Source organism: Streptomyces sp. NPDC091271 (genome assembly GCF_044757505.1).
Classification (GTDB): Bacteria; Actinomycetota; Actinomycetes; order Streptomycetales; family Streptomycetaceae; genus Streptomyces.
Map to the genome: position 1 here is coordinate 212910 of NZ_JBIVVD010000009.1, position 22022 is coordinate 234931.

Annotated in this window: 20 protein-coding genes and 1 tRNA gene; 8 read left to right on the top strand and 13 right to left on the bottom strand. The window is 69.2% G+C overall.

The annotated features are described in order from the left end of the window. Positions 1 to 40: 40 nt before the first annotated feature. A complete protein-coding gene (locus tag ACIQM3_RS33260) occupies positions 41 to 1912 on the top strand; it encodes a PQQ-binding-like beta-propeller repeat protein (protein WP_401630992.1) in 1872 nt (623 codons plus the stop codon). A 249-nt stretch (positions 1913 to 2161) separates the two neighbouring features. Further along, complete coding sequence (locus ACIQM3_RS33265) at positions 2162 to 2857, top strand: LuxR C-terminal-related transcriptional regulator (RefSeq protein ID WP_401631270.1); 696 nt, start codon at positions 2162 to 2164, stop codon at positions 2855 to 2857. Between the two features lie 35 nt (positions 2858 to 2892). Here the strand turns inward: ACIQM3_RS33265 and ACIQM3_RS33270 are convergent, their stop codons facing one another. Together ACIQM3_RS33270 and ACIQM3_RS33275 are read right to left on the bottom strand one after the other, a co-directional pair. Continuing rightward, on the bottom strand, positions 2893 to 3180 hold the full coding sequence (locus ACIQM3_RS33270; protein ID WP_393758707.1) for a hypothetical protein: 288 nt from the start codon (positions 3178 to 3180) through the stop codon (positions 2893 to 2895). A 15-nt stretch (positions 3181 to 3195) separates the two neighbouring features. Beyond that, positions 3196 to 4866, bottom strand: a complete 1671-nt coding sequence (locus ACIQM3_RS33275; RefSeq protein WP_401630994.1) for a sodium:solute symporter family protein — start codon at positions 4864 to 4866, stop codon at positions 3196 to 3198. Positions 4867 to 5104: 238 nt separating this feature from the next. On the opposite strand from ACIQM3_RS33275, the gene galT reads away from it, so the two are divergent. The 4 genes from galT (at position 5105) to ACIQM3_RS33295 (ending at position 9488) form a co-directional block, all read left to right on the top strand. Continuing rightward, positions 5105 to 6148: a galactose-1-phosphate uridylyltransferase gene (gene galT / locus ACIQM3_RS33280; RefSeq protein WP_401630996.1), complete on the top strand. Its 1044-nt coding sequence runs from the start codon at positions 5105 to 5107 to the stop codon at positions 6146 to 6148. Further along, positions 6145 to 7125: a UDP-glucose 4-epimerase GalE gene (gene galE / locus ACIQM3_RS33285; protein WP_401630998.1), complete on the top strand. Its 981-nt coding sequence runs from the start codon at positions 6145 to 6147 to the stop codon at positions 7123 to 7125. The genes galT and galE overlap by 4 nt, the downstream gene beginning before the upstream one ends. Then, positions 7122 to 8297 carry a galactokinase gene (gene galK / locus ACIQM3_RS33290; RefSeq protein WP_401631000.1) on the top strand — a complete coding sequence of 392 codons (1176 nt, stop codon included), beginning with the start codon at positions 7122 to 7124 and terminating at the stop codon, positions 8295 to 8297. The genes galE and galK overlap by 4 nt, the downstream gene beginning before the upstream one ends. 396 nt (positions 8298 to 8693) lie before the next feature. Further along, entirely contained in the window at positions 8694 to 9488 is a 795-nt protein-coding gene (locus ACIQM3_RS33295; RefSeq protein WP_401631002.1) for a LuxR C-terminal-related transcriptional regulator, read from the top strand. Here the strand turns inward: ACIQM3_RS33295 and ACIQM3_RS33300 are convergent. Then, a complete protein-coding gene (locus ACIQM3_RS33300) occupies positions 9447 to 9944 on the bottom strand; it encodes a MarR family winged helix-turn-helix transcriptional regulator (RefSeq protein WP_401631003.1) in 498 nt (165 codons plus the stop codon). The two genes, ACIQM3_RS33295 and ACIQM3_RS33300, sit on opposite strands and share 42 nt — an antisense overlap. Before the next feature lie 88 nt (positions 9945 to 10032). Here ACIQM3_RS33300 and ACIQM3_RS33305 point away from each other — a divergent pair, with 88 nt between their 5' ends. Next, entirely contained in the window at positions 10033 to 10830 is a 798-nt protein-coding gene (locus ACIQM3_RS33305) for a trans-aconitate 2-methyltransferase (protein ID WP_401631005.1), read from the top strand. A gap of 4 nt (positions 10831 to 10834) precedes the next feature. Here ACIQM3_RS33305 and ACIQM3_RS33310 read toward each other — a convergent pair whose 3' ends face one another. From ACIQM3_RS33310 to ACIQM3_RS33320, 3 genes are all read right to left on the bottom strand, one after another. Further along, positions 10835 to 11437, bottom strand: a complete 603-nt coding sequence (locus ACIQM3_RS33310) for a Uma2 family endonuclease (RefSeq protein ID WP_401631273.1) — start codon at positions 11435 to 11437, stop codon at positions 10835 to 10837. 91 nt (positions 11438 to 11528) lie between these two features. Continuing rightward, positions 11529 to 12215, bottom strand: coding sequence for a TetR/AcrR family transcriptional regulator (locus ACIQM3_RS33315; protein ID WP_099177320.1), 687 nt, complete (start codon positions 12213 to 12215; stop codon positions 11529 to 11531). After that, positions 12212 to 13198, bottom strand: coding sequence for an acyl-CoA desaturase (locus ACIQM3_RS33320; protein ID WP_401631007.1), 987 nt, complete (start codon positions 13196 to 13198; stop codon positions 12212 to 12214). The genes ACIQM3_RS33315 and ACIQM3_RS33320 overlap by 4 nt, the downstream gene beginning before the upstream one ends. Before the next feature lie 327 nt (positions 13199 to 13525). Between ACIQM3_RS33320 and ppc the strand changes: the two genes are divergently transcribed. Then, a complete protein-coding gene (gene ppc / locus ACIQM3_RS33325; protein WP_401631009.1) occupies positions 13526 to 16255 on the top strand; it encodes a phosphoenolpyruvate carboxylase in 2730 nt (909 codons plus the stop codon). 23 nt (positions 16256 to 16278) lie between these two features. On the opposite strand, the gene ACIQM3_RS33330 is transcribed toward ppc, so the two are convergent. The 7 genes from ACIQM3_RS33330 to ACIQM3_RS33360 form a co-directional block, all read right to left on the bottom strand. After that, complete coding sequence (locus ACIQM3_RS33330) at positions 16279 to 16749, bottom strand: hypothetical protein (protein ID WP_401631011.1); 471 nt, start codon at positions 16747 to 16749, stop codon at positions 16279 to 16281. Between the two features lie 75 nt (positions 16750 to 16824). Beyond that, positions 16825 to 17418 (bottom strand): aminoacyl-tRNA hydrolase, encoded by a 594-nt coding sequence (pth, locus tag ACIQM3_RS33335; RefSeq protein ID WP_401631012.1) that lies wholly within the window; start codon positions 17416 to 17418, stop codon positions 16825 to 16827. A 134-nt stretch (positions 17419 to 17552) separates the two neighbouring features. Next, the gene (locus ACIQM3_RS33340; RefSeq protein WP_401631014.1) at positions 17553 to 18140 is read right to left on the bottom strand and encodes a 50S ribosomal protein L25/general stress protein Ctc; all 588 of its coding nucleotides are present in this window, start codon (positions 18138 to 18140) and stop codon (positions 17553 to 17555) included. A gap of 197 nt (positions 18141 to 18337) precedes the next feature. Next, a complete protein-coding gene (locus tag ACIQM3_RS33345; RefSeq protein ID WP_385487443.1) occupies positions 18338 to 19318 on the bottom strand; it encodes a ribose-phosphate diphosphokinase in 981 nt (326 codons plus the stop codon). A 120-nt stretch (positions 19319 to 19438) separates the two neighbouring features. After that, the gene (gene glmU, locus ACIQM3_RS33350; protein ID WP_401631016.1) at positions 19439 to 20887 is read right to left on the bottom strand and encodes a bifunctional UDP-N-acetylglucosamine diphosphorylase/glucosamine-1-phosphate N-acetyltransferase GlmU; all 1449 of its coding nucleotides are present in this window, start codon (positions 20885 to 20887) and stop codon (positions 19439 to 19441) included. 107 nt (positions 20888 to 20994) lie between these two features. Continuing rightward, a tRNA-Gln gene (locus tag ACIQM3_RS33355) sits at positions 20995 to 21066 on the bottom strand. A 31-nt stretch (positions 21067 to 21097) separates the two neighbouring features. Beyond that, positions 21098 to 21955 carry a hypothetical protein gene (locus tag ACIQM3_RS33360; RefSeq protein ID WP_401631018.1) on the bottom strand — a complete coding sequence of 286 codons (858 nt, stop codon included), beginning with the start codon at positions 21953 to 21955 and terminating at the stop codon, positions 21098 to 21100. Between the last annotated feature and the right edge of the window lie 67 nt (positions 21956 to 22022).

A 22022-nucleotide genomic window follows, 5' to 3' on the forward strand; every position in this document is an offset into this window, starting at 1 on the left:
CCAGCCCTTCCTTCTCAGACCCCGCAGAGGTACGTACGCCATGAGCCAGCCGCCCCAGCCGCCCAACGAACCGCCCCAGGGCGGGTTCGGCGCCCCGCAGGACCCGCCGCCCGGCGGATTCGGCGCGCCCACCCCGCCGCCCGCCGACCCGTTCGGCAAGCAGCCCCCGCCCGCGCCGCCCACCCCGCCCGCGGGCGGCTACGGCAGCCCGCCCACCCCGCCCGCCGGTGGCTACGGCAGCCCGCCCCCGCCCGGGCAGCAGCCGCCGCAGAATCCCGCGTACGGCTATCCGCAGGCGCCGCCCCCAGGCCAGCCGCCGGCCCAGCCCGGCTACGGCTTCCCGCAGGGGCCCCCGCCCGGGCAGCCCGGCATGCCCCCGCAGCAGGGGTACGGCTACCCGACCGCCCCGATGCAGCCGCAGTACGTCGCACCCCAGCCGGGCGGCAGCAAGAAGTTCAACACCCAGATGCAGATCATCGTCGCCGCGGTCGTCGCCGTGGTGCTGATCGTCGGCGGTGGCGTCTTCTACGCCTCCAGCAGCGGTGACGACGGCAAGCAGGACGAGGCGTCCTCGGCCGGAACCGAGGGCAAGGACGGCGAGGGCAAGGGCGGCGAGGGCGGCGGCCTGGCCGGCGGCACCGAGAAGGCCCCGGCCGACACCAAGTCCAAGGTCGGCTTCCAGCTTCCCCACCCGAAGGTCACCGACACCACGAACGTCGCCGGCTCCTGGGTGACGGACAAGGTGTACGTCAAGACCGGCGTGTACGAGGTCGTCGGTTACGACCTCGTACACGGCACCAAGCTCTGGACGATCCCGCTGACCGGCCAGGTCTGCGCCGCTTCCCGGCACATGAGCAAGGACTACAAGGCGGCCATCGCCTTCGAGGACGGCAAGCCGAGCGCCGAGGACAAGTACCCCTCCTGCACCCAGATCGGCGCGCTCGACCTGGCCACCGGAAAGCTCATGTGGAGCAAGTCCGTCACCTCCGCGTCCAGCGGTGACGAGGCCGTCAGGTTCAACGAGGTCACGCTCAGCGGAACCACGGTCGCCGCGGGCGGCACCAGCGGCGGCGCCGCCTTCAACCTCGCGAACGGCGCCGAGCTCTGGAAGCCGAAGGCCGACACCAACAACTGCTACGACATGGGCTACGGCGGCGGCGAGGCCCTCGCCGTGGTCCGCAAGTGCGGCAGCTACGACGAACCGCAGCTGACCATCCAGGCGCTGAACCCGACCACCGGCGCACCGCTCTCCTCGTACAACATGCCGGCCGGCGTCGAGTACGCGAGCATCGTCTCCACCAAGCCGCTCGTCGTCGCGGCCGACGTCGGCGACACCGCCGGCGACGGCAGCAGCATCTCGGACTTCTTCTCCATCGACGCGGCCACCGGCAAACTCATCGTCCGGATCTCGGCCGACGCGGAGAAGTACGCCGGGGACTGCGGTTCCACCGAGGTCGAGGAGTGCTCCGCCCTGGCCGTCGGCAACAACAAGCTCTACGTGCCGACCGAGAGGCACGAGGGCGGCGGCGAGTACGGCGAGACCAACGAGATCGTGGCCTTCGACCTCACCACCGGAAAGCTCGTCGGCGGCAGGGCGGACGCGGGTGACCGCTACACGCTGACCCCGCTGCGCATGGACGGCTCCAACGTCATCGCGTACAAGGAGCCCCCCTACGACAAGGGCGGCCAGATCGTCTCCATCAACGGCTCGACCTTCGAGCAGACCGTGCTGATGGTCAACCCGGACGAGGAGTCGGTCCGCGACGCGGAGACGAGCTTCTCCGTCGATTACGCCGAGTTCATCTACGAGAAGGGCCGGCTGTTCATCTCCGAGCAGATGGTCAGTGAGCCCAGCAAGTCCAGCTCGCTGGACGACAAGCAGTACCTCGTCGTCTCCTTCAGCACCGACTGACCCACCCGCCCGGCCCGTTCACGGACCGGCTGTGACGGCCCTGCCGGTTGATCATCCGACCGGCAGGGCCGATCGTTTTCCGACGGGCAAGCGGCCCCGAATGACGCAGAATTCGGCATTCTGGGGGGCTTCTGCCCGGTAGAGGGCGCGCGGCGTCGAACAAGCGTGTAACTTGCCGGGTCAGAGGGGCCGGGGGGCCTGTTCAGGGTTACGCAGCGCCGGTGCGCTGCACACATGGGGGCTATCTCGATGGGCGTGCGGCTCATGGTGGTCGATGACCACCGACTGCTCGCCGAGGCACTCGCCTCGGCACTGAAACTGCGTGGGCACCGCGTGCTCGCGGCAGCCGCGCCGACGTCCGGGGCCGCGGAACTGGTCGTCAGCAGGGCGCCGGAGGTCTGCCTGTTCGGCACGGCTGCGCCCGCCGAGCCCGGGGCCTTCGACCCGATCGTGCGGATCGGACGGGAGCGCCCGCAGGTGGCCGTGGTGGTGCTGGGCCCGGTGCCGAGCCCGCGGGGGATCGCCGCCGCCTTCGCGGCGGGAGCGGCCGGTTACGTCCGGCACGACGAGCGCATAGAGGGCGTCGAGCGCGCCATGATCAAGGCCCGGGCGGGAGAGGTCGCGGTCGCCCCCCAGCTGCTGCGGGGCGCCTTCGCGGAGCTGCTGCATCCGGCGGCCCAGCCGGACGACGAGGGCCAGCGGCTGCTGCGGATGCTGACCCCGCGCGAGATCGAGGTGCTGGTGCGGGTCGCCGAGGGCGAGGACACCCGGCTGATCGCGGCCGGGATGAGGATCGCGCCGAGCACCGCGCGGACCCATGTGCAGCGGGTGCTGATGAAGCTCGGCGTCGGGTCCCGGCTGGAGGCCGCCGCGCTGGCGGCCCGCACGGGGCTGCTCGACCGAGCCGCGGCGGGAACGCCGCAGGGGCCGGACGGCCTCGCGTGAACGCGTGATCGTCCGGCCCCCGCGGGTTGCCGAGGTCAGCTCTCCGGCGTGCCGGGTGCCTCGTCGGGCACCTGGGTCGGGCGCAGCTTCATCCAGATCAGGAAGAAGAGCCCGAGCGCCAGCATGGCGAGGCCGGTCCAGAGGTTGATGTGGACGCCCTCGGCCTTCTTCAGGTCGGCGTCGGACGGGCTGATGCCGGCGATGGTGACGATCACTCCGTAGACCACGAAGAGACCGCCGATGATCCGCCGGATGTCGAAGAGCCGGGCCGCGGTCGCGGACTTGCGCTCCAGCTCGGAGACTTCCTTGTGCAGGTCGGACATGGTGAGTGCCTCCGATCAGAGCGAGTAGGGCAGGTAGCAGAGGGTGGCGAGGACGATGGCGCCCCAGCCGAGCAGCGCGGGCTTGCGGTACCAGGCGTTGTCGCCCTCGTCCGGCGCCTCGTCGGCATCCGGGGACTCCGTGCCGTAGACCAGACCGGCCAGTTGGGCCTCCGGCTTGGGGGCCGTGAACAGGGTGACGGCGACCATGACGACCGCACCGGCGACGAATCCGACGATGGCGGAGACGAAGTTGGCGCCCTGGTCGGACGGGATGTCGATGATGCCCTGCTTGTAGATCACGAAGTAGTTGACCATCGCGGCGGTGGTGCCCGCCAGCAGGCCCCAGACACCCGACTTCATCGAGGCGCGCTTCCAGAACATGCCGATGATGAAGACGACGAACAGCGGGACGTTGAAGAAGGAGAACAGCGTCTGCAGGTACGTCATGATGTTGGAGAAGCTGGCCGCGATGAACGCCGTGCCGATCGAGGCGAGCACACCCACCGCGGTGATCAGCCGCCCGAACTTCAGGTAGTACGCGTCCGGCTGGTCCTTCTTCACGTACCGCTGCCAGATGTCCGTGGTGAACACCGTGTTGAACGACGACACGTTGGCGGCCATACCGGCCATGAACGCGGCCAGCAGACCGGTCACCGCGATGCCGAGCACACCGTTGGGCAGGAGCTCCTGCATCAGCAGCGGAATGGCGTCGTTGTACGTGAGGTCCGAGCCGGGTGTGCCGATCTTGGGCACGATCACGGCGGCGACCAGACCCGGGATCATCACCACGAAGACGATGAAGATCTTCGGGAAGGCGGCGATCAGCGGGGTGCGCTTGGCGGCCGAGAGGTTCTTCGCGGACAGGGCGCGCTGCACCTCGGCGAAGTTGGTGGTCCAGTAGCCGAAGGAGAGCACGAAGCCGAGGCCGAGGATGATCGTCAGCCAGTTGGCGCCGAGCGGGTTGGCGTCACCGATGCCGGTACCGCCCCAGGCGGTCATGAAGTCGGCGCCGTGCTGCTTCTCCAGCGAGCCGCTCAGGCCGTCCCAGCCGCCGACGCGCTTGAGGCCCAGCAGGGTGATCGGGATCAGCGCGGCGAGGATGACGAAGAACTGCAGCACCTCGTTGTAGATCGCCGAGGAGAGACCGCCGATGGTGATGTAGATCAGCACGAAGAGGCCCGCGACCACGATCGCGACCCACTGCGGCCAGCCGAGGAGCGCCTCCACGACGATCGACAGGGCGTAGAGGTTCACGCCCGCGATCAGGATCGCCGAGAAGGCGAAGAGTATGGAGCTCAGCAGGTGCGCCGACTTGTCGAAGCGGTGCAGCAGGAACTCCGGTACGGAGCGGACCTTCGACCGGTAGTAGAACGGCATCATCACCAGGCCGAGGAAGACCATGGCGGGGATGGCGCCGATCCAGTACCAGTGGACGACCGCGACGCCGTACTGCGCGCCGGTCGCCGCCATTCCGAGGATCTCGGTCGCCCCGAGATTCGCCGCGACGAAGGCCAGGCCGGTCACCCAGGCAGGCAGGGACCGTCCGGACAGGAAGAAGTCGAGGCTCGTCTTCACACTGGCCCGGGCGGCGAAGCCGATGCCGAGCACCACGACGAAGTAGATCGCCAGGATTGTGTAATCGAGCCCGTTCGTAGGGAGCCGGAGCCCTTCGGCCAGATATTGCATGGGGGGTACTCGCTTCGTTGCGCGAACTGAACCCGTCGGAACCTACGCCTATGTGTTCAGAAAATGAACAGGTCACATGACGTTCTTTGTTTGATCGTGATCGCGCAGTATGAAATGTCCGGGTCTGGCCGACCTTCGCGCACAGGCTGCCCACAGGGCTCGTCAGCATTGACTGGCGTGTTGAGTTGTGATTTGTTATGTGCGGTTATGTTTGGAGGGCGTTACATGGAGGAGCCTGGTGAAGAAGACGGTTACGACCCTCGCCGACGGCCGTGAGCTGATCTACTACGACTCCGCGGACGACACCGTCCGCGACGCCGTCGACCTGCGGCCGCTGGATGCCGTCTCGACGTCCTCGGAGATCCGCCGCGACCCGCTGCTCGGTGACTCGGTCGCCATCGCCTCGCACCGGCAGGGGCGCACCTACCACCCGCCGGCCGACGAGTGCCCGCTCTGCCCCTCGCAGGAGGGCAGGCTCAGCGAGATCCCCGACACCGACTACGACGTCGCCGTCTTCGAGAACCGCTTCCCCTCCCTCGCCGGTGACTCCGGCCGGTGCGAGGTCGTCTGCTTCACCTCCGACCACGACGTCTCCTTCGCCGGCCTCACCGAGGAACAGGCCGCCCTGGTCCTGGAGGCCTGGACCGACCGCACCGCCGACCTCGCCGAGCTCCCGCAGGTCACCCAGGTGTTCTGCTTCGAGAACCGGGGCGCCGAGATCGGCGTCACCCTCGGCCACCCGCACGGGCAGATCTACGGCTACCCCTTCGTCACCCCGCGCACCGAGCAGATGCTCCGCTCGATGGAGACCCACCGCGCCGAGACCGGCCGCAACCTCTTCGACGACGTCGTCGCCCGCGAGCTGGCCGACGGCGACCGCATCGTCCTGGAGGGCGAGCACTGGGTCGCCTTCGTGCCGTACGCAGCCCACTGGCCGTACGAGGTCCACCTCCACCCGCGCTGCCGCGTCCCCGACCTGCGGGAACTCGACGAGGCCGCACGCACGGAATTCCCACAGCTCTATCTGGAACTCTTGAGGCGATTCGACCGGATCTTCGGCCCCGGCGAGCCGCCGACCCCGTACATCTCCGCCTGGCACCAGGCACCCTTCAGGGTCCCCGGGCGTGAGGAGTTCGGGCTGCACCTCGAGCTTTTCACCATCAGGCGGACCACCGGCAAGCTGAAGTTCCTCGCGGGCTCCGAGTCCGGCATGGGCGTCTTCATCAACGACGTGCCGCCGGAGGCCGCGGCCCAGCGACTGCGAGAGGTAGCGAGCGAGTGAGTAACACCGGCAAGAAGTACCTGGTGACGGGCGGCGCGGGATATGTCGGCGGTGTCGTCGCCGCACATCTGCTGGAGGCCGGTCACACCGTGACCGTCCTCGACGACCTGTCGACCGGCTTCCGCGAGGGAGTCCCGCAGGGCGCCGAGTTCATCAGGGGCCGCATCCAGGACGCCGCGAAGTGGCTGGACGCCAGCTACGACGGAGTGCTGCACTTCGCGGCCTTCTCCCAGGTCGGCGAGTCCGTCGTCGACCCGGAGAAGTACTGGGTCAACAACGTCGGCGGCACCACCGCCCTCCTCGCCGCCATGCGCGACGCCGGGGTGCGCACCCTCGTCTTCTCCTCCACCGCGGCGACGTACGGGGAACCCGTCTCCAGCCCCATCACCGAGTCGGACCCCACCGCGCCCACCAACCCGTACGGCGCGTCCAAGCTCGCCGTCGACCACATGATCACCGGTGAGGCCGCCGCGCACGGCCTGGCGGCGGTCTCCCTGCGCTACTTCAACGTCGCCGGGGCCTACGGCAGCCACGGCGAACGCCACGACCCCGAGTCGCACCTCATCCCGCTGGTCCTCCAGGTCGCCCTCGGGCAGCGCGAGTCGATCTCCGTCTACGGCGACGACTACCCGACCCCCGACGGCACCTGCGTACGCGACTACATCCACGTCGCCGACCTCGCCGAGGCCCACCTGCTGGCCCTCGAAGCGGCCGCCGCGGGCGAACACCTCATCTGCAACCTCGGCAACGGCAACGGCTTCTCCGTACGCGAGGTGATCGAGACCGTCCGCCAGGTCACCGGCCACCCCGTCCCGGAGACCGCCGCACCCCGGCGCGGCGGCGACCCGGCCGTCCTCGTCGCCTCCGCCGCCACCGCCAGGGAGCGGCTCGGCTGGCAGCCGTCGCGCGCCGACCTGGCCGCCATCGTCGCCGACGCGTGGACGTTCGCCCGCCGAGAGGAGCCCACCGCGCCATGACCGACAACGCCGAGCTCACCGCCTCCTTCACCGAGCTCTACGGGACCGCCCCCGAAGGGATCTGGGCCGCACCCGGACGAGTGAACCTGATCGGTGAGTACACCGACTTCAACGACGGCTTCGTCATGCCGCTCGCCCTCCCCCACACCGCACGCGCGGCCGTCGCCCGCCGCACCGACGGACTGCTGCGCCTGCACTCAACCGACGTACCGGGCGGAGTCGTCTCCCTGCGCGTCGACGAACTGACCCCGCACTCGGGCCACGGCTGGGCCGCCTACCCCGCCGGCGTCGTCTGGGCTCTCCGCGAGGCCGGCCACGACGTCACCGGCGCGGACATACAGCTCACCTCCACCGTCCCGGTCGGCGCGGGCCTCTCCTCCTCGGCCGCCCTGGAGGTCGTCACCGCGCTCGCCCTGAACGACGTCTTCCAGCTGGGCCTGAGCGCCCCCGAGATCGCCGTGCTCGGACAGCGGGCCGAGAACGCGTTCGTCGGTGTGCCCTGCGGCGTCATGGACCAGATGGCCTCCGCGTGCTGCACCGAGGGCCACGCGCTGCACCTCGACACACGCGACCTCACCCTGCGCCAGGTCCCCTTCGACCTGGCCGCGCACGGACTGAAGCTGCTGGTCGTCGACACCCGCGTCAAGCACGCCCTGGGCGACGGCGCGTACGCCGAACGCCGGGCCGGCTGCGAGGCGGGAGCCCGCGCGCTCGGCATCGGAACCCTCCGCGACCTTCCCTACGAGGACCTGGACGCCGCGCTGGAGACCCTCGTGGCGGCCGGTGAGGACGAGTCGGTCGTGCGCTACGTCCGCCATGTGGTGAGCGACAACCACCGGGTGGAGCAGGTCATCGCGCTGCTCGACGCGGGCGAGGTGCGCGCGGCGGGCCCGGTCCTCAACGAGGGCCATGCCTCGCTCCGCGACGACCTGCGGGTCTCCTGCCCGGAGCTGGACCTCGTGGTCTCCGCGGCGAACGACGCCGGGGCGCTCGGAGCCAGGATGACCGGGGGCGGCTTCGGCGGCTCGGCGATCGTGCTGGTGGAGGAGGCGATGGAGGACACCGTCGCCAAGGCCGTCTCCGAGGCCTTCACCTCGGCCGGTCACGCCGCCCCGGGGATCTTCCCGGCGGTTCCCTCGGCGGGGGGCAGGCGGATCGCTCCAGCTGCCTGAGCAGGATGAAATCCACGAGACCCGGGAGGCGCTCCGCCTCGGCGAGCAGCCGCGCGCCGAGGCCGAGGCCGACGATCCGGCAGAATACGACGTTCTCTGTCTGCTTCGGTCTCGACACGGAACATGAACAACACCCTGAACACCTGGGGCGGTCAGTTCTGCGAATCGCCTTCCGCCGCCCACCGCCCGCCGTAGGCTGATGCGCAGCACCGGTGGGGGCCGGTGCCGTTTCAGGGGACGAGACAGTCGGGTACGGCGCCCGGAGCGGGTGGCCGGCCGGCACACGGCGGCGGCCGTGCGCCGACGGTCCACCGGAGTGCTCCGGGCGCCGTATCCGCCGTGGTCCGTCCCCGTCGGGGCCGGCCATGAACGGGGCGCCCCAGGAGCTCACACAGCATGGGGGTGTCTGTGGCTCGTATCCGGGTTCTGGTGGTCGACGACCACCGCATCTTTGCCGAGTCCCTCGCGGCGGCCCTGGCGGCCGAACCGGACGTCGACGTGTCCGCGGCGGGCAGCGGCCCCGCCGCGCTGCGGTGTCTGGAGCGTGCGGCCGCCGAGGGGCGCCGCTACGACGTGATGCTGGTCGACGCCGAACTGGGCATCCTCGCCACAGGCGGCACCCGCACCGTTCCCGCGCCGCGCGGCACACCGGAGGGCGCGCCCGCCACCGCTCCGGTGGACGGCATATCGCTGGTGGCGGGGGTGCGTTCGGGCCAGCCCCAGATCCGTACGGTGGTGCTCGCCGAGAAGGACGACCCGCGCCGGGCCGCGATGGCCCTGCAGGCCGGTGCCTCGGGCTGGGTCGCCAAGGACTGCTCGCTGCAACGGCTGCTGACGGTCATACGGGGTGTGCTGCGCGACGAGACGCATCTGCCTGCCGCGCTGCTCACCGGTGTCCTGCGGGAGCTGACCGCGACCCGCAAGCACCGCACCGAGAGCGAGCAGCTCGTCGAGTCGCTGACGCCACGCGAGCGCGAGGTGCTGCGCTGCATGGTGGCGGGCCTGGGCCGTAAGGCGGTCGCGGAGCGGCTCTTCCTCTCCCCGCACACGGTGCGTACGCACATGCAGAACGTGCTGGGGAAGCTGGGCGTGCACTCGACGCTGGCAGCCGTGGCGCTGGCCCGGCGGGCCGGGGTGGGCCCGGCCGCGCTAACCGGGGATGTTGTCGAACGGGGCGGTCAGCTGGCGTAGCAGTCCGGCCAGTTCGGACCGCTGCCGGCGGGAGAGCTCGCCCAGGATGGCCCGCTCCTGGTCGAGCAGCCCGGCCAGCGACTGGTCGGCCTTGTCGCGTCCGAGGTCGGTGAGCCGGACGAGGACACCGCGGCGGTCGCTCGGGTCGGGCAGCCGCTCCACCAGATTCTTCTTGGTCAGCCGGTCGATGCGGTTCGTCATCGTGCCCGAGGTGACCAGGGTCTGGGTCAGTAGCTGGCCGGGGGAGAGCTGGTACGGGGCGCCGGCGCGGCGCAGGGACGTCAGTACGTCGAATTCCCAGGGCTCCAGCTGGTGCTCCGCGAAGGCGATCCTGCGGGCCCGGTCGAGATGCCTGGCCAGGCGGGAGACGCGGCTCAGGACCTCGAGTGGTTCCACGTCGAGGTCGGGGCGCTCGCGGCGCCATGCAGCGACCAGTCGGTCGACCTCGTCCTCCATGTCGATCAGTGTAGAGGGTCCCTCGACATGAAGTCTCTTGAATTCAAGTGTCTTGACATCAAGAGATTTTCTTGGTGATCCTGACCCCATGACAGCACCCACCTGGGACCCCCGGCAGTATCTCCGCCACGCGGACCACCGCACCCGCCCCTTCCACGACCTCCTGGCCCGGACCGGCCCCCTCCCGCACGAACCCGCACCCCGGATCGCCGACCTCGGCTGCGGCGCCGGCAACGTCACCGCCCTCCTCGCCGCCCGCTGGCCCCGCGCCCGCATCACCGGCTACGACAGCTCACCCCAGATGCTCGAACGCGCCCGCACCCACGCCGGGCCCCTCCTCGACTTCAGCGAAGCCGACGCCACGACCTGGGAGCCCACCGAGACGTACGACCTCATCGTCTCCAACGCCCTGCTCCAGTGGGTCCCCGGCCACACCGCCCGCTTCCCCCACTGGCTGGACGCCCTCGCCCCCGGCGGCACCCTCGCCTTCCAGGTCCCCGGCAACTTCGACGCCCCCAGCCACACCCTCATGCGCGAACTCGCCGGCTCACCCCGCTGGCACGACCGCCTCGGCGGCCTCTTGCGCCACTCGGACGCCGTGCACACCCCCGCCGAATACCTGGACCACCTCACCGCACCCGGCCGGGCCGTCGACGTCTGGGAGACCACCTACCTGCACCTCCTCCAGGGCGAGGACCCCGTCCTCGACTGGGTCAAGGGCACCGGCCTGCGCCCCGTCCTCGACGCACTCGCCGACGATCCGGACGCCCACGACGCGTTCCTCAGCGAATACCGCGACCTGCTGCGCACCGCCTACCCGGCCGGTCCGCACGGCACGGTCTTCCCGTTCCGCCGGATCTTCGCGGTGGCCAGGACCGCAGGGTGACCGCTCAGAGCCGGTCGAGCGCCTCCGCCGAGATGTCGACGTCGACGGGGAACGGAACCCCGGTCTTGAGCCGGTCGTGGTGGATACCCGTCAGGGCGTATGCCTTGTTCACCGGGTCCAGCTCGTAGACCCGCACGACCGGGTGCTTGTCGCTCCCGGCCATCTCGACCAGCCAGAAGTTCGGGATGCCGGCCGCCGCGTACTTCTGCGGCTTGGTGTCACGGTCCCGCGCCTCGGAGTCCGGGGAGACCACCTCGACGGCGAGGAGCACGTCGGCCGCCTCGAAACGGGTCTGCTCCCGGCCGGTCACCGCTTCCGCCCGGACGACGCAGAGGTCAGGCTCGGGGGCGTTGCGGCGGTCGAGGGCGACGGTCATCTCGCGCACGACCCTCAGCTCGCGGGGCGCACCGCTGCGCAGCCCGTAGGTCAGCAGGTCGATCATGAGGCTGTGAAAAATGCGCTGCGGACTCACGAAGATCAGGCTCCCGTCGAGCAATTCCGTGTGCGGCGGGAGATCGGGCAGCGTGAACAGGTCGTCCACGGTGTATCCGTCCTGCGGGGGCACCGGCCAGCGGCTGCTGCGCCCGGTGATCGGCTCGGCGGTCATGGTTCCTCCCATGGACGGGATTCTGTGCCCTGCCGACCACACTACGGCCGGGGATCCGCAGGCGTCATCACAACGGGTGACGCGCCGGGCCTCAGCTCTTCCGGTGGCCTATCAGCCGCGGCTTCGACTCCAGGTTCTCCAGCCCGTGCCACGCCAGATTCACCAGATGGGCGGCGACCTCCGCCTTCTTCGGCTTCCGCACGTCCAGCCACCACTGGCCGGTCAGCGCCACCATCCCCACCAGGGCCTGCGCGTACAGCGGGGCCAGCTTCGGATCGAAGCCCCGGGCCTTGAACTCCAGGCCCAGAATGTCCTCGACCTGCGTCGCGATGTCACTGATCAGCGACGCGAAGGTGCCCGTGGACTGCGCGACCGGCGAGTCACGGACCAGGATCCGGAAACCGTCCGTGTACGTCTCGATGTAGTCGAGCAGCGCGAACGCCGCCTGCTCCAGCAGCTCACGCGGATGACCGGCCGTGAGCGCCCCCGTCACCAGATCCAGCAACTGGCGCATCTCGCGGTCGACCACGACGGCGTACAGGCCCTCCTTGCCGCCGAAGTGCTCGTACACCACCGGCTTGGAGACCCCGGCCCGCGCCGCGATCTCCTCCACCGACGTGCCCTCGAAGCCCTTGTCGGCGAAGAGGGTGCGGCCGATGTCCAGAAGCTGCTCGCGGCGCTCCTTGCCCGTCATCCGGACCCGCCGGGCCCTTCTCGTCGGGGCAGGCCTGCTCTTCTCGCCGCTGGTACTTCCGTCGGTCGCCACGTCGTCAATCATGCAGGGTCGGCGGCCGCGGGCTTGCGCCGGGAGGCGATACGCGAAGCATCCGGCCACCGGACGTCGTGCGCCCAGCCCAGCTTCTCGAACCAGCGGATCAGCCGCGCACTGGAGTCGATCTGGCCCCTCATCACGCCGTGCCGCGCGCTCGTCGGGTCCGCGTGGTGCAGGTTGTGCCACGACTCGCCGCACGAGAGCACAGCCAGCCACCACACGTTCCCCGACCTGTCGCGGGACTTGAAGGGCCGCTTCCCGACCGCGTGACAGATCGAGTTGATCGACCACGTCACGTGGTGCAGCAGCGCGACCCGGACCAGCGAACCCCAGAAGAAGGCGGTGAACGCGCCCCACCACGACATCGTGACCAGGCCGCCGACCAGGGGCGGGATCGCCAGCGAGAGAATCGTGAAGCTGAGGAAGTGACGCGAGATCGCACGGATCGCCGGGTCCCTGACCAGATCCGGGGCGTACTTCTGCTGCGGCGTCTGCTCCTCGTTGAACATCCAGCCGATGTGGGCCCACCACAGGCCCTTCAGCAGCGCCGGGAAGTTCTCACCGAACCGCCACGGCGAATGCGGATCGCCCTCGGCGTCGGAGAACCGGTGGTGCTTGCGGTGGTCGGCCACCCAGCGCACCAGCGGACCCTCCACCGCCATCGAACCCGCGACGGCCAGGACGATACGGAGCGGACGCTTCGCCTTGAACGAACCGTGCGTGAAGTAACGGTGGAAACCGATCGTCACACCGTGGCAGCCCCAGTAGTACATGACGACCAGCAGCCCCAGATCGAGCCAGCTGACACCACGGCCCCAGGCCAGCGGCACCGCCGCGACCAGGGCCGCGAACGGCACCACGATGAACAGCAGCAGCGCGATCTGCTCGACCGAACGCTTCTTGTCGCCGCCGAGCGTGGCGGAGGAGAGTGCGGAGTCGCCTGCCGCGGTCGGCAGGCCGTCGTCGATCACATCGGGGCTGGTGGGCATTGGGGAGTCCCCCGTGAGGTGAGGAAATATGACGGTATGAGCGGGCTACGCTTCCGTAACCTACGGCAACGTAAGTATGGCAGCGAAGAGGCCCACAACACGAGGACACCACCGTGGCAACCCGTGTGCGAACCGGCCTCCGCCCTTCGTGTACCCCCGATCGGGACCACCCAGCAGGGCAGCGAGCACGCCGAACCCCCGGACACCTATCCTGGGACCGTCGGACAGCGCGGTCCGCACTCTGCATAACCGGGGTGACCCGTCAGCACCGCGAGCGCCCCGGCCCCCCTGACAGACGTGCTCAACCACTGCAAGGAGCCGCACACTGTGAGCAGTGCCGACCAGACCCCTGCCGCCAGCACCGAACTGCGGGCCGACATCCGCCGCCTCGGCGACCTCCTCGGCGAGACCCTCGTACGACAGGAGGGCCAGCACCTCCTCGACCTCGTCGAACGCGTCCGCGCCCTGACCCGCACCGACGGCGAGGCAGCAGCCGAGCTCCTCGGCGACACGGACCTGGAGACCGCCGCACAGCTCGTGCGCGCCTTCTCCACCTACTTCCACCTCGCCAACGTCACCGAGCAGGTCCACCGCGCCCACGAGATGCGCGACCGCCGGGCCGCCGAAGGCGGGCTCCTCGCCCGCACCGCCGACCGCCTCAAGGACGCCGACCCCGAACACCTGCGCGAGACGGTCAAGAACCTCAACGTCCGGCCGGTCTTCACCGCGCACCCCACCGAGGCCGCGCGCCGCTCCGTGCTGAACAAGCTCCGCCGCATCGCCGCACTCCTCGAAACGCCCGTCATCGAGGCCGACCGGCGCCGCCAGGACATCCGGCTCGCCGAGAACATCGACCTCATCTGGCAGACCGACGAACTCCGCGTCGTCCGCCCCGAGCCCGCCGACGAAGCCCGCAACGCCATCTACTACCTCGACGAACTCCACGCCAACGCCGTGGGCGACGTCCTGGAGGACCTGGCCGCCGAACTGGAGCGCGTCGGCGTCGAACTGCCCCCCGGCACCCGCCCCCTCACCTTCGGCACCTGGATCGGCGGCGACCGCGACGGCAACCCCAACGTGACGCCCGCCGTCACCTGGGACGTCCTCATCCTCCAGCACGAACACGGCATCACCGACGCCCTCGAACTCGTCGACGAACTGCGCGGACTCCTCTCCAACTCCATCCGCTACACCGGAGCCACCGACGAGCTCCTCACCTCCCTCCAGACCGACCTGGAGCGACTCCCCGAGATCAGCCCCCGCTACAAGCGGCTCAACGCCGAAGAGCCCTACCGGCTCAAGGCCACCTGCATCCGCCAGAAGCTCGTCAACACCCGCGAGCGACTGGCCGCCGGCACCCCGCACCGCCCCGGCTGCGACTACCTCGGCACCGCCGAGCTCACCGCCGACCTCGCCCTCATCCAGACCTCGCTGCGCGAACACAAGGGTGCCATCGTCGCCGACGGCAGGATGGACCGCACCATCCGCACGCTCTCCGCGTTCGGCCTCCAGCTCGCCACCATGGACGTACGCGAACACGCCGACGCCCACCACCACGCGCTCGGCCAGCTCTTCGACCGCCTCGGCGAAGAATCCTGGCGCTACACCGACATGCCCCGCGACTACCGGCAGAAGCTCCTCGCCAAGGAACTCCGCTCACGCCGCCCCCTCGCCCCCACCCCGGCCCCGCTCGACGCCGCCGGCGAGAAGACCCTCGGCGTCTTCCACACCATCAGCCAGGCCTTCGAGCGCTTCGGCCCCGAAGTCATCGAGTCCTACATCATCTCGATGTGCCAGGGCGCCGACGACGTCTTCGCCGCAGCCGTCCTCGCCCGCGAAGCCGGCCTCCTCGACCTCCACGGCGGCTGGGCCAAGATCGGCATCGTCCCCCTCCTGGAGACCACCGACGAGCTCAAGGCCGCCGACGTCATCCTCGACGAAATGCTCGCCGACCCCTCATACCGCCGCCTCGTCTCCCTCCGCGGCGACGTCCAGGAGGTCATGCTCGGCTACTCCGACTCCTCCAAGTTCGGCGGCATCACCACCTCCCAGTGGGAGATCCACCGCGCCCAGCGCCGCCTCCGCGACGTCGCCCACCGCTACGGCGTACGCCTGCGCCTCTTCCACGGCCGCGGCGGCACCGTCGGCCGAGGCGGCGGCCCCTCCCACGACGCGATCCTCGCGCAGCCCTGGGGCACGCTCGAGGGCGAGATCAAGGTGACCGAGCAGGGCGAGGTCATCTCCGACAAGTACCTCATCCCCGCACTCGCCCGCGAGAACCTGGAACTGACCGTCGCGGCGACCCTCCAGGCCTCCGCGCTGCACACCGCGCCCCGCCAGTCCGACGAGGCACTGGCCCGCTGGGACGCGGCCATGGACACCGTCTCCGACGCCGCCCACGGCGCGTACCGCAAGCTGGTCGAGGACCCCGACCTGCCCGCGTACTTCCTCGCCTCCACCCCGGTGGACCAGCTCGCCGACCTGCACCTGGGCTCGCGGCCTTCCCGCCGCCCCGGCTCGGGCGTCTCACTCGACGGCCTGCGGGCCATCCCGTGGGTCTTCGGCTGGACCCAGTCCCGCCAGATCGTCCCCGGCTGGTTCGGCGTCGGCTCCGGCCTCAAGGCACTACGCGAAGCCGGCCTCGGCACCGTCCTCGAAGAAATGCACGAACAGTGGCACTTCTTCCAGAACTTCATCTCCAACGTCGAGATGACCCTCGCCAAGACCGACCTGCGCATCGCCCGGCACTACGTCGACACCCTCGTCCCCGACGAGCTCAAGCACGTCTTCGCCGACATCGAGGCCGAACACGAACTCACCGTGCAGGAAGTCCTCAAGGTCACCGGCGGCAAGGAACTCCTCGGCACCAGCCCGGTGCTCCAGCAGACCTTCGCCATCCGCGACGCCTACCTGGACCCGATCTCCTACCTCCAGGTATCCCTCCTCGCACGCCAGCGCCAGGCCGCCGAACGCGGCGACGAACCCGACCCGCTGCTCGCACGAGCCCTGCTGCTCACCGTCAACGGCGTAGCCGCAGGCCTCCGCAACACCGGCTGACCCCGTGAGCGGGTGCGGTCCTGTCAGAGGGCGATGAACGTCGCCAGCAACAGGACCGCACCCGCGACCCCGGTACCCCACGCCGTCCGCGTCAGCCGCATACCACCGGCGATCACCAGGGCGGCCAGCACCAGCGCACCACCCAACGGCACCCAGGCATGCAGAAAACCCGGCATCCCGGTGCGTACGACCTCACCGGTACCGGGCTTCACCACAACGGGGAAACGAGCCCCCTTCTTCGCCGCCACGGACCGCTCGATCGTCACCTCCGACCGCTCCTGCGAACTCGCGTCCGGCGAGAACGACCCCGTGCACGCGTCCTCACCGCACGACGTCACCGCCATCGAACCGTGCTCCCGGCCCTTCGCCAGAACGATGTGGTGCGCGCTCTCCCACGACGACCACACACCCGCCACCAGCAACAACAGGACGACACAGCCCGCCGCGAACGTACGCCCATGGGCCACCAGCCGGTGGGAGGAACTCCGCTTCATGGGGGCCGATCCTTGGGCAGAGCCCTGCCAACGGTCAACCTATGGCCGAAAAACACCCAAGAAGCAGCAGGAATGTCAGGAGTTGTACGCGGACTGAGCCCGCTCCAAACCCTCCGCCAACAACGACTCCACCGCATCCGCCGACCGGTCCACCAGATAGGCGAGCTCCTTGCGCTCCGCCGACGAGAAATCCTTCAGCACGAAATCAGCGACCTGCATCCGCCCCGGCGGCCGACCGATCCCGAACCGCACCCGGTGATAATCCGGACCCATCGCCTTCGTCATCGACTTCAGCCCGTTGTGCCCGTTGTCACCGCCACCCAGCTTCAGCCGCAACATCCCGAAATCGACGTCCAACTCGTCGTGCACGGCCACGATGTGGTCCATGGGCACCTTGTAGAAATCCCGCAGCGCGGTGACCGGCCCCCCGGACAGATTCATGTACGACATCGGCTTCGCCAGCACCACACGACGGCTCAGCGGACCGGGCGGACCCACCCGCCCCTCCAACACCTGAGCCTGCGCCTTCTGCGCCCGCTTGAACTTCCCACCGATCCGCTCCGCCAGCAGATCAGCCACCATGAAACCCACATTGTGCCGGTTCGCCGCATAGTCGGGACCCGGATTACCGAGACCCACGATCAGCCAGGGGTCGGTGACGTCGGACATCAGAACTCGGTCTCCTCGCAGCGCGCACAGAACAGGGCGACAGGTCGATACAGGGAAGTCCACACAGGCAAACGGGGCGGCGGAACCCCCGGAAGGGAACCGCCACCCCGTCAGTCAAGCAGGTGCGGCGAGGATCAGGCCTCGGCGCCTTCGCCCTCGGCGCCCTCAGCAGCCGGCTCCTCGGCCTGCGCGGAGACGATCTGGAGCACGACGGCGTCCTCGTCACCGGCGAGCACGGAGCCCTTCGGCAGCGGGATGTCCTTCGCCAGGATCGAGTCACCGGCGTCCAGACCCGCGATCGAGACCGTGACGGACTCGGGGATGTGCGTCGCCTCGGCCTCGACGAGCAGCGTGTTCTGCACGTACTCGAGAAGGTTGGCGCCCGGGGCCAGCTCACCCTCGACGTGCACCGCGATCTCGACCTCGACCTTCTCGCCACGCTTCACCGTGAGGAGGTCGACGTGCTCGATGTTGCCCTTGATGGCGTTACGCTGCACGGCCTTCGGGATCACCAGCGCGTCCTTGCCGTCGATCTCGAGACCGATCAGGACGTTCGCGGTACGCAGAGCGAGAAGCAGCTCGTGGCCCGGAAGGTTGATGTGAACCGGCTCAGCACCGTGGCCGTAGACGACCCCGGGAACCAGGTTGGCACGACGCGTACGACGGGCAGCGCCCTTGCCGAACTCCGTACGGACCGATGCGTCGAGCTTGATCTCAGCCATGCTGCACTCCTCGTAGGTGACACGTAAGGTGACGAAAACCGATGGTCACCCGGCCCACGACAGGCCTGCTACGAAGAGCGCGTCGATAACGGACAACCGGCCCCACGCCTGCGCATGAGAACGGCCTCCCTCGCCGAGCAACTTGTCCAGTCTACCCGGCGGGGAGGCCGCACCCCAAGTCGATCACCCGCAGGCGGTCAGTCGCCCTGCTCCTCGAAGAGGCTCGTCACCGAACCGTCCTCGAACACCTCACGCACCGCACGCGCGATCGTCGGCGCGATCGAGAGCACCGTGATCTTGTCGATCTCAAGCTCACCCGGCGTCGGCAGCGTATCCGTGAAGACGAACTCACTCACCTTCGAGTTCTTCAGACGGTCCGCGGCCGGGCCCGACAGCACACCGTGCGTGGCAGTCACTATGACGTCCTCGGCACCGTGCGCGAACAAGGCGTCCGCAGCGGCACAGATCGTGCCACCCGTGTCGATCATGTCGTCGACCAGCACACACACCCGGCCCTCGACATTACCGACGACCTCGTGGACGCTGACCTGATTCGGCACGTCCTTGTCGCGACGCTTGTGCACGATCGCCAGCGGAGCGTCCAGCCGGTCGCACCAACGGTCGGCGACACGCACCCGGCCGGCGTCCGGAGAGACGATCGTCAGCTTCGAACGGTCGACCTTCGCACCCACGTAGTCCGCCAGGATCGGCAGCGCGAACAAGTGGTCCACCGGACCGTCGAAGAAGCCCTGGATCTGGTCCGTGTGCAGATCCACGGTGAGGATGCGGTCCGCACCCGCCGTCTTCATCAGATCCGCGATCAGACGAGCCGAGATCGGCTCACGGCCACGGTGCTTCTTGTCCTGACGGGCGTAACCGTAGAACGGCACGATCACCGTGATCGACCGTGCCGACGCGCGCTTCAGCGCGTCCAGCATGATCAGCTGCTCCATGATCCACTTGTTGATCGGAGCCGTGTGGCTCTGGATCAGGAAGCAGTCGGCGCCACGGGCGGACTCCTGGAAACGTACGTAGATCTCACCGTTGGCGAAATCGAAGGCCTTCGTCGGCACGAGGCCGACACCCAGTTGATGCGCGACCTCCTCGGCCAGCTCGGGGTGGGCGCGGCCGGAGAAGAACATCAGTTTCTTCTCGCCGGTCGTCTTGATCCCGGTCACAGCACAGTCTCCTCAGACGTGTATCTGGCCCCGCGCAGCATGTGTCCCGATGTGCGACGAGCCAGCCGAAATGGGTGAGCACGTATCACGGTACGCCGCCTTTGGCGCACCTGTTTCCGGTCAGCTTTCGCCGTCGGACTCCTGCGAGGCGGCCTGAGCGGCCTGAGCCGCAGCGCTCCCGGGCCGCTTCCGGGCGACCCAACCCTCGATATTCCGCTGCTGGCCCCGCGCGACGGCCAGCGAACCCGCCGGCACATCCTTGGTGATGACCGAACCGGCGGCCGTGTAAACGCCGTCCCCGACCGTGACAGGCGCCACAAACATATTGTCCGACCCGGTCCGGCAGTGGGACCCGATCGTCGTGTGGTGCTTGGACACCCCGTCGTAGTTCACGAACACGCTCGCCGCACCGATGTTGGTGTGATCACCGATCGTCGCGTCACCGACGTAACTCAGGTGCGGCACCTTCGTGCCCTCACCGATCGTCGCGTTCTTCATCTCGACGTACGTACCCGCCTTGGCCTTCGCGCCCAGACGCGTCCCAGGCCGCAGATAGGCGAACGGCCCCACCGACGCGCCGGGGCCCACCTCGGCACCGTCCGAGACCGTGTTGTCCACCCGCGCGCCCGCGTGCACGACCGTGTCCTTCAACCGGGAGTTCGGGCCCACCTCGGCGTCCTCGGCGAGGTGCGTCGCGCCCAGCAGCTGCGTCCCCGGGTGCACGACCGCGTCACGCTCGTACGTCACCGTCGCGTCGATCAGCGTCGAAGCCGGGTCCACGACCGTGACGCCCGCCAGCATGGCGCGCTCCAGGAGCCGCTCGTTCAGCAGACGCCTGGCCTCGGCCAGCTGGAGCCGGTTGTTGATGCCCAGGATCTCCCGGTGGTCGCCGGCGACCGAGGCGCCGACGCGGTGACCCGCCTCGCGCAGGATCGACAGCACGTCGGTGAGGTACTCCTCGCCCTGGCTGTTGTCCGTACGCACCTTGCCGAGCGCTTCGCCGAGCAGCCGGCCGTCGAACGCGAAGACCCCGGAGTTGATCTCCCGGATCGCGCGCTGCGCGTCGGTGGCGTCCTTGTGCTCGACGATCTCCGTGACCGCACCGGTGGCCGCGTCGCGGACGATCCGGCCGTAGCCGGTGGAGTCCGGGACCTCGGCGGTCAGCACGGTGACGGCGTTCGCGTCGGCCTCGTGGGTGGAGGCCAGCGCGGAGAGTGTCTCGCCGGAGAGCAGCGGGGTGTCCCCGCACACGACGATGACGGTGCCGTCCACGGCGCCGCCCAGCTCCTCCAGGCCCATACGGACCGCGTGGCCGGTGCCGTTCTGCTCGGCCTGGTAGGCGGTGCGTACGGGGGTGTCCCCGGCGGAGAGGTGCGCGGTGACCTGCTCGCTCGCGTGGCCGACCACGACGACGAGGTGCTGGGGGTCGAGCTCACGGGAGGCGGCGACGACATGTCCGACGAGCGAGCGCCCGGAGATCTCGTGCAGGACCTTGGGGGTCTTCGACTTCATGCGGGTGCCCTCACCCGCTGCGAGGACGACGACGGCGGCCGGGCGGTTGGCGCTCACGGATGTGCCCTTCGGCTTCGGGTGGTGGACATCCGCAGGATACCGGGGGCGCATGTGCCCGAAACTGGCGCGGGCCCCGACCGTGAGGTCGGGGCCCGTAGCCAAAGCTCCCCTACCAGGACTCGAACCTGGAACAAGTTATCCAAAGTAACTCGTGTTGCCGATTACACCATAGGGGATGGCGAGTGCCGCCGTCAAATCGGACAATGGTCATCCGGCGGGCGGCGTGGCATCTACTATGCCGCACCACCAGCCCTCGATGCGACGGTATAGCTCCGCGCTCTTGTTTACGCGGACCACCAGGCATCCGTGGTAGCCCTCGCCGGTGTTCTTGCGGTTGGTGGTGGGGTTGTGCCTCTTCAGCGTGGTCTTGCCGAATGAGCCGGAGTCATGGCCGACCTGATGCATCCAGAATTGCTCCGCCTCAGACACGTTGGCTGACTCGTGGATGTGTACGTGGAACTTCAGGTGTGCAGGTGGGACGTCCAGGAGGTGGAGCCAGGCGAGGAAGACCTTGATCATGTTCGGATCGCTGTTGATGAACGTGACCCTCTCCTGTGGTCGGTGGGGCTTCGACTTGGAGCCCTCAGCCCAGTAGAGCGCGACCCCGACCGCGAGTAGCTCCCGGTCGGTCATGGCCGCGAACTCGGTGGCTGCGTCCCCCTTGGTCTTCTGGCGCTCCGCTTCACGGCGCTGAAGGGTCGCCTCCCAGCCGCGCCGCGCGATGGCTGATGCCTCCTCCCGGGTCCGCTTGCGTTCCGGCTTCGGAAGGTCCCGCACCCACAGCGAGATCGACCCCTTCGAGCATCCCAGCTCCACCTGGATCTGGTCGTACGTCATGCCCTGGAGCCGTAGCTCCCGGGCCTTTTCGCGCAGGTCGTCCTTGGCGTTCGGGCGCTTCGTCCACTCCGGAGCGGGCTCGCCCTCCAAGAGGCGGTTGAGGAGGACGTTGTTGTCGATGCAGAGACGGTCGCGGATCTGGCGGCGGCTGAGCCCCTCCCGCCGCAGCGCGACCGCCTTCTCCCGCAGTCCCTCGAAGTCCGCGTACTTGCCACTGGCATGTGTCATATGAGCAGCGTCGTCCGGAATGCGGACGTCCGGGTCGAAAGGGTGCTCGATTCACCGGATCGTGCGA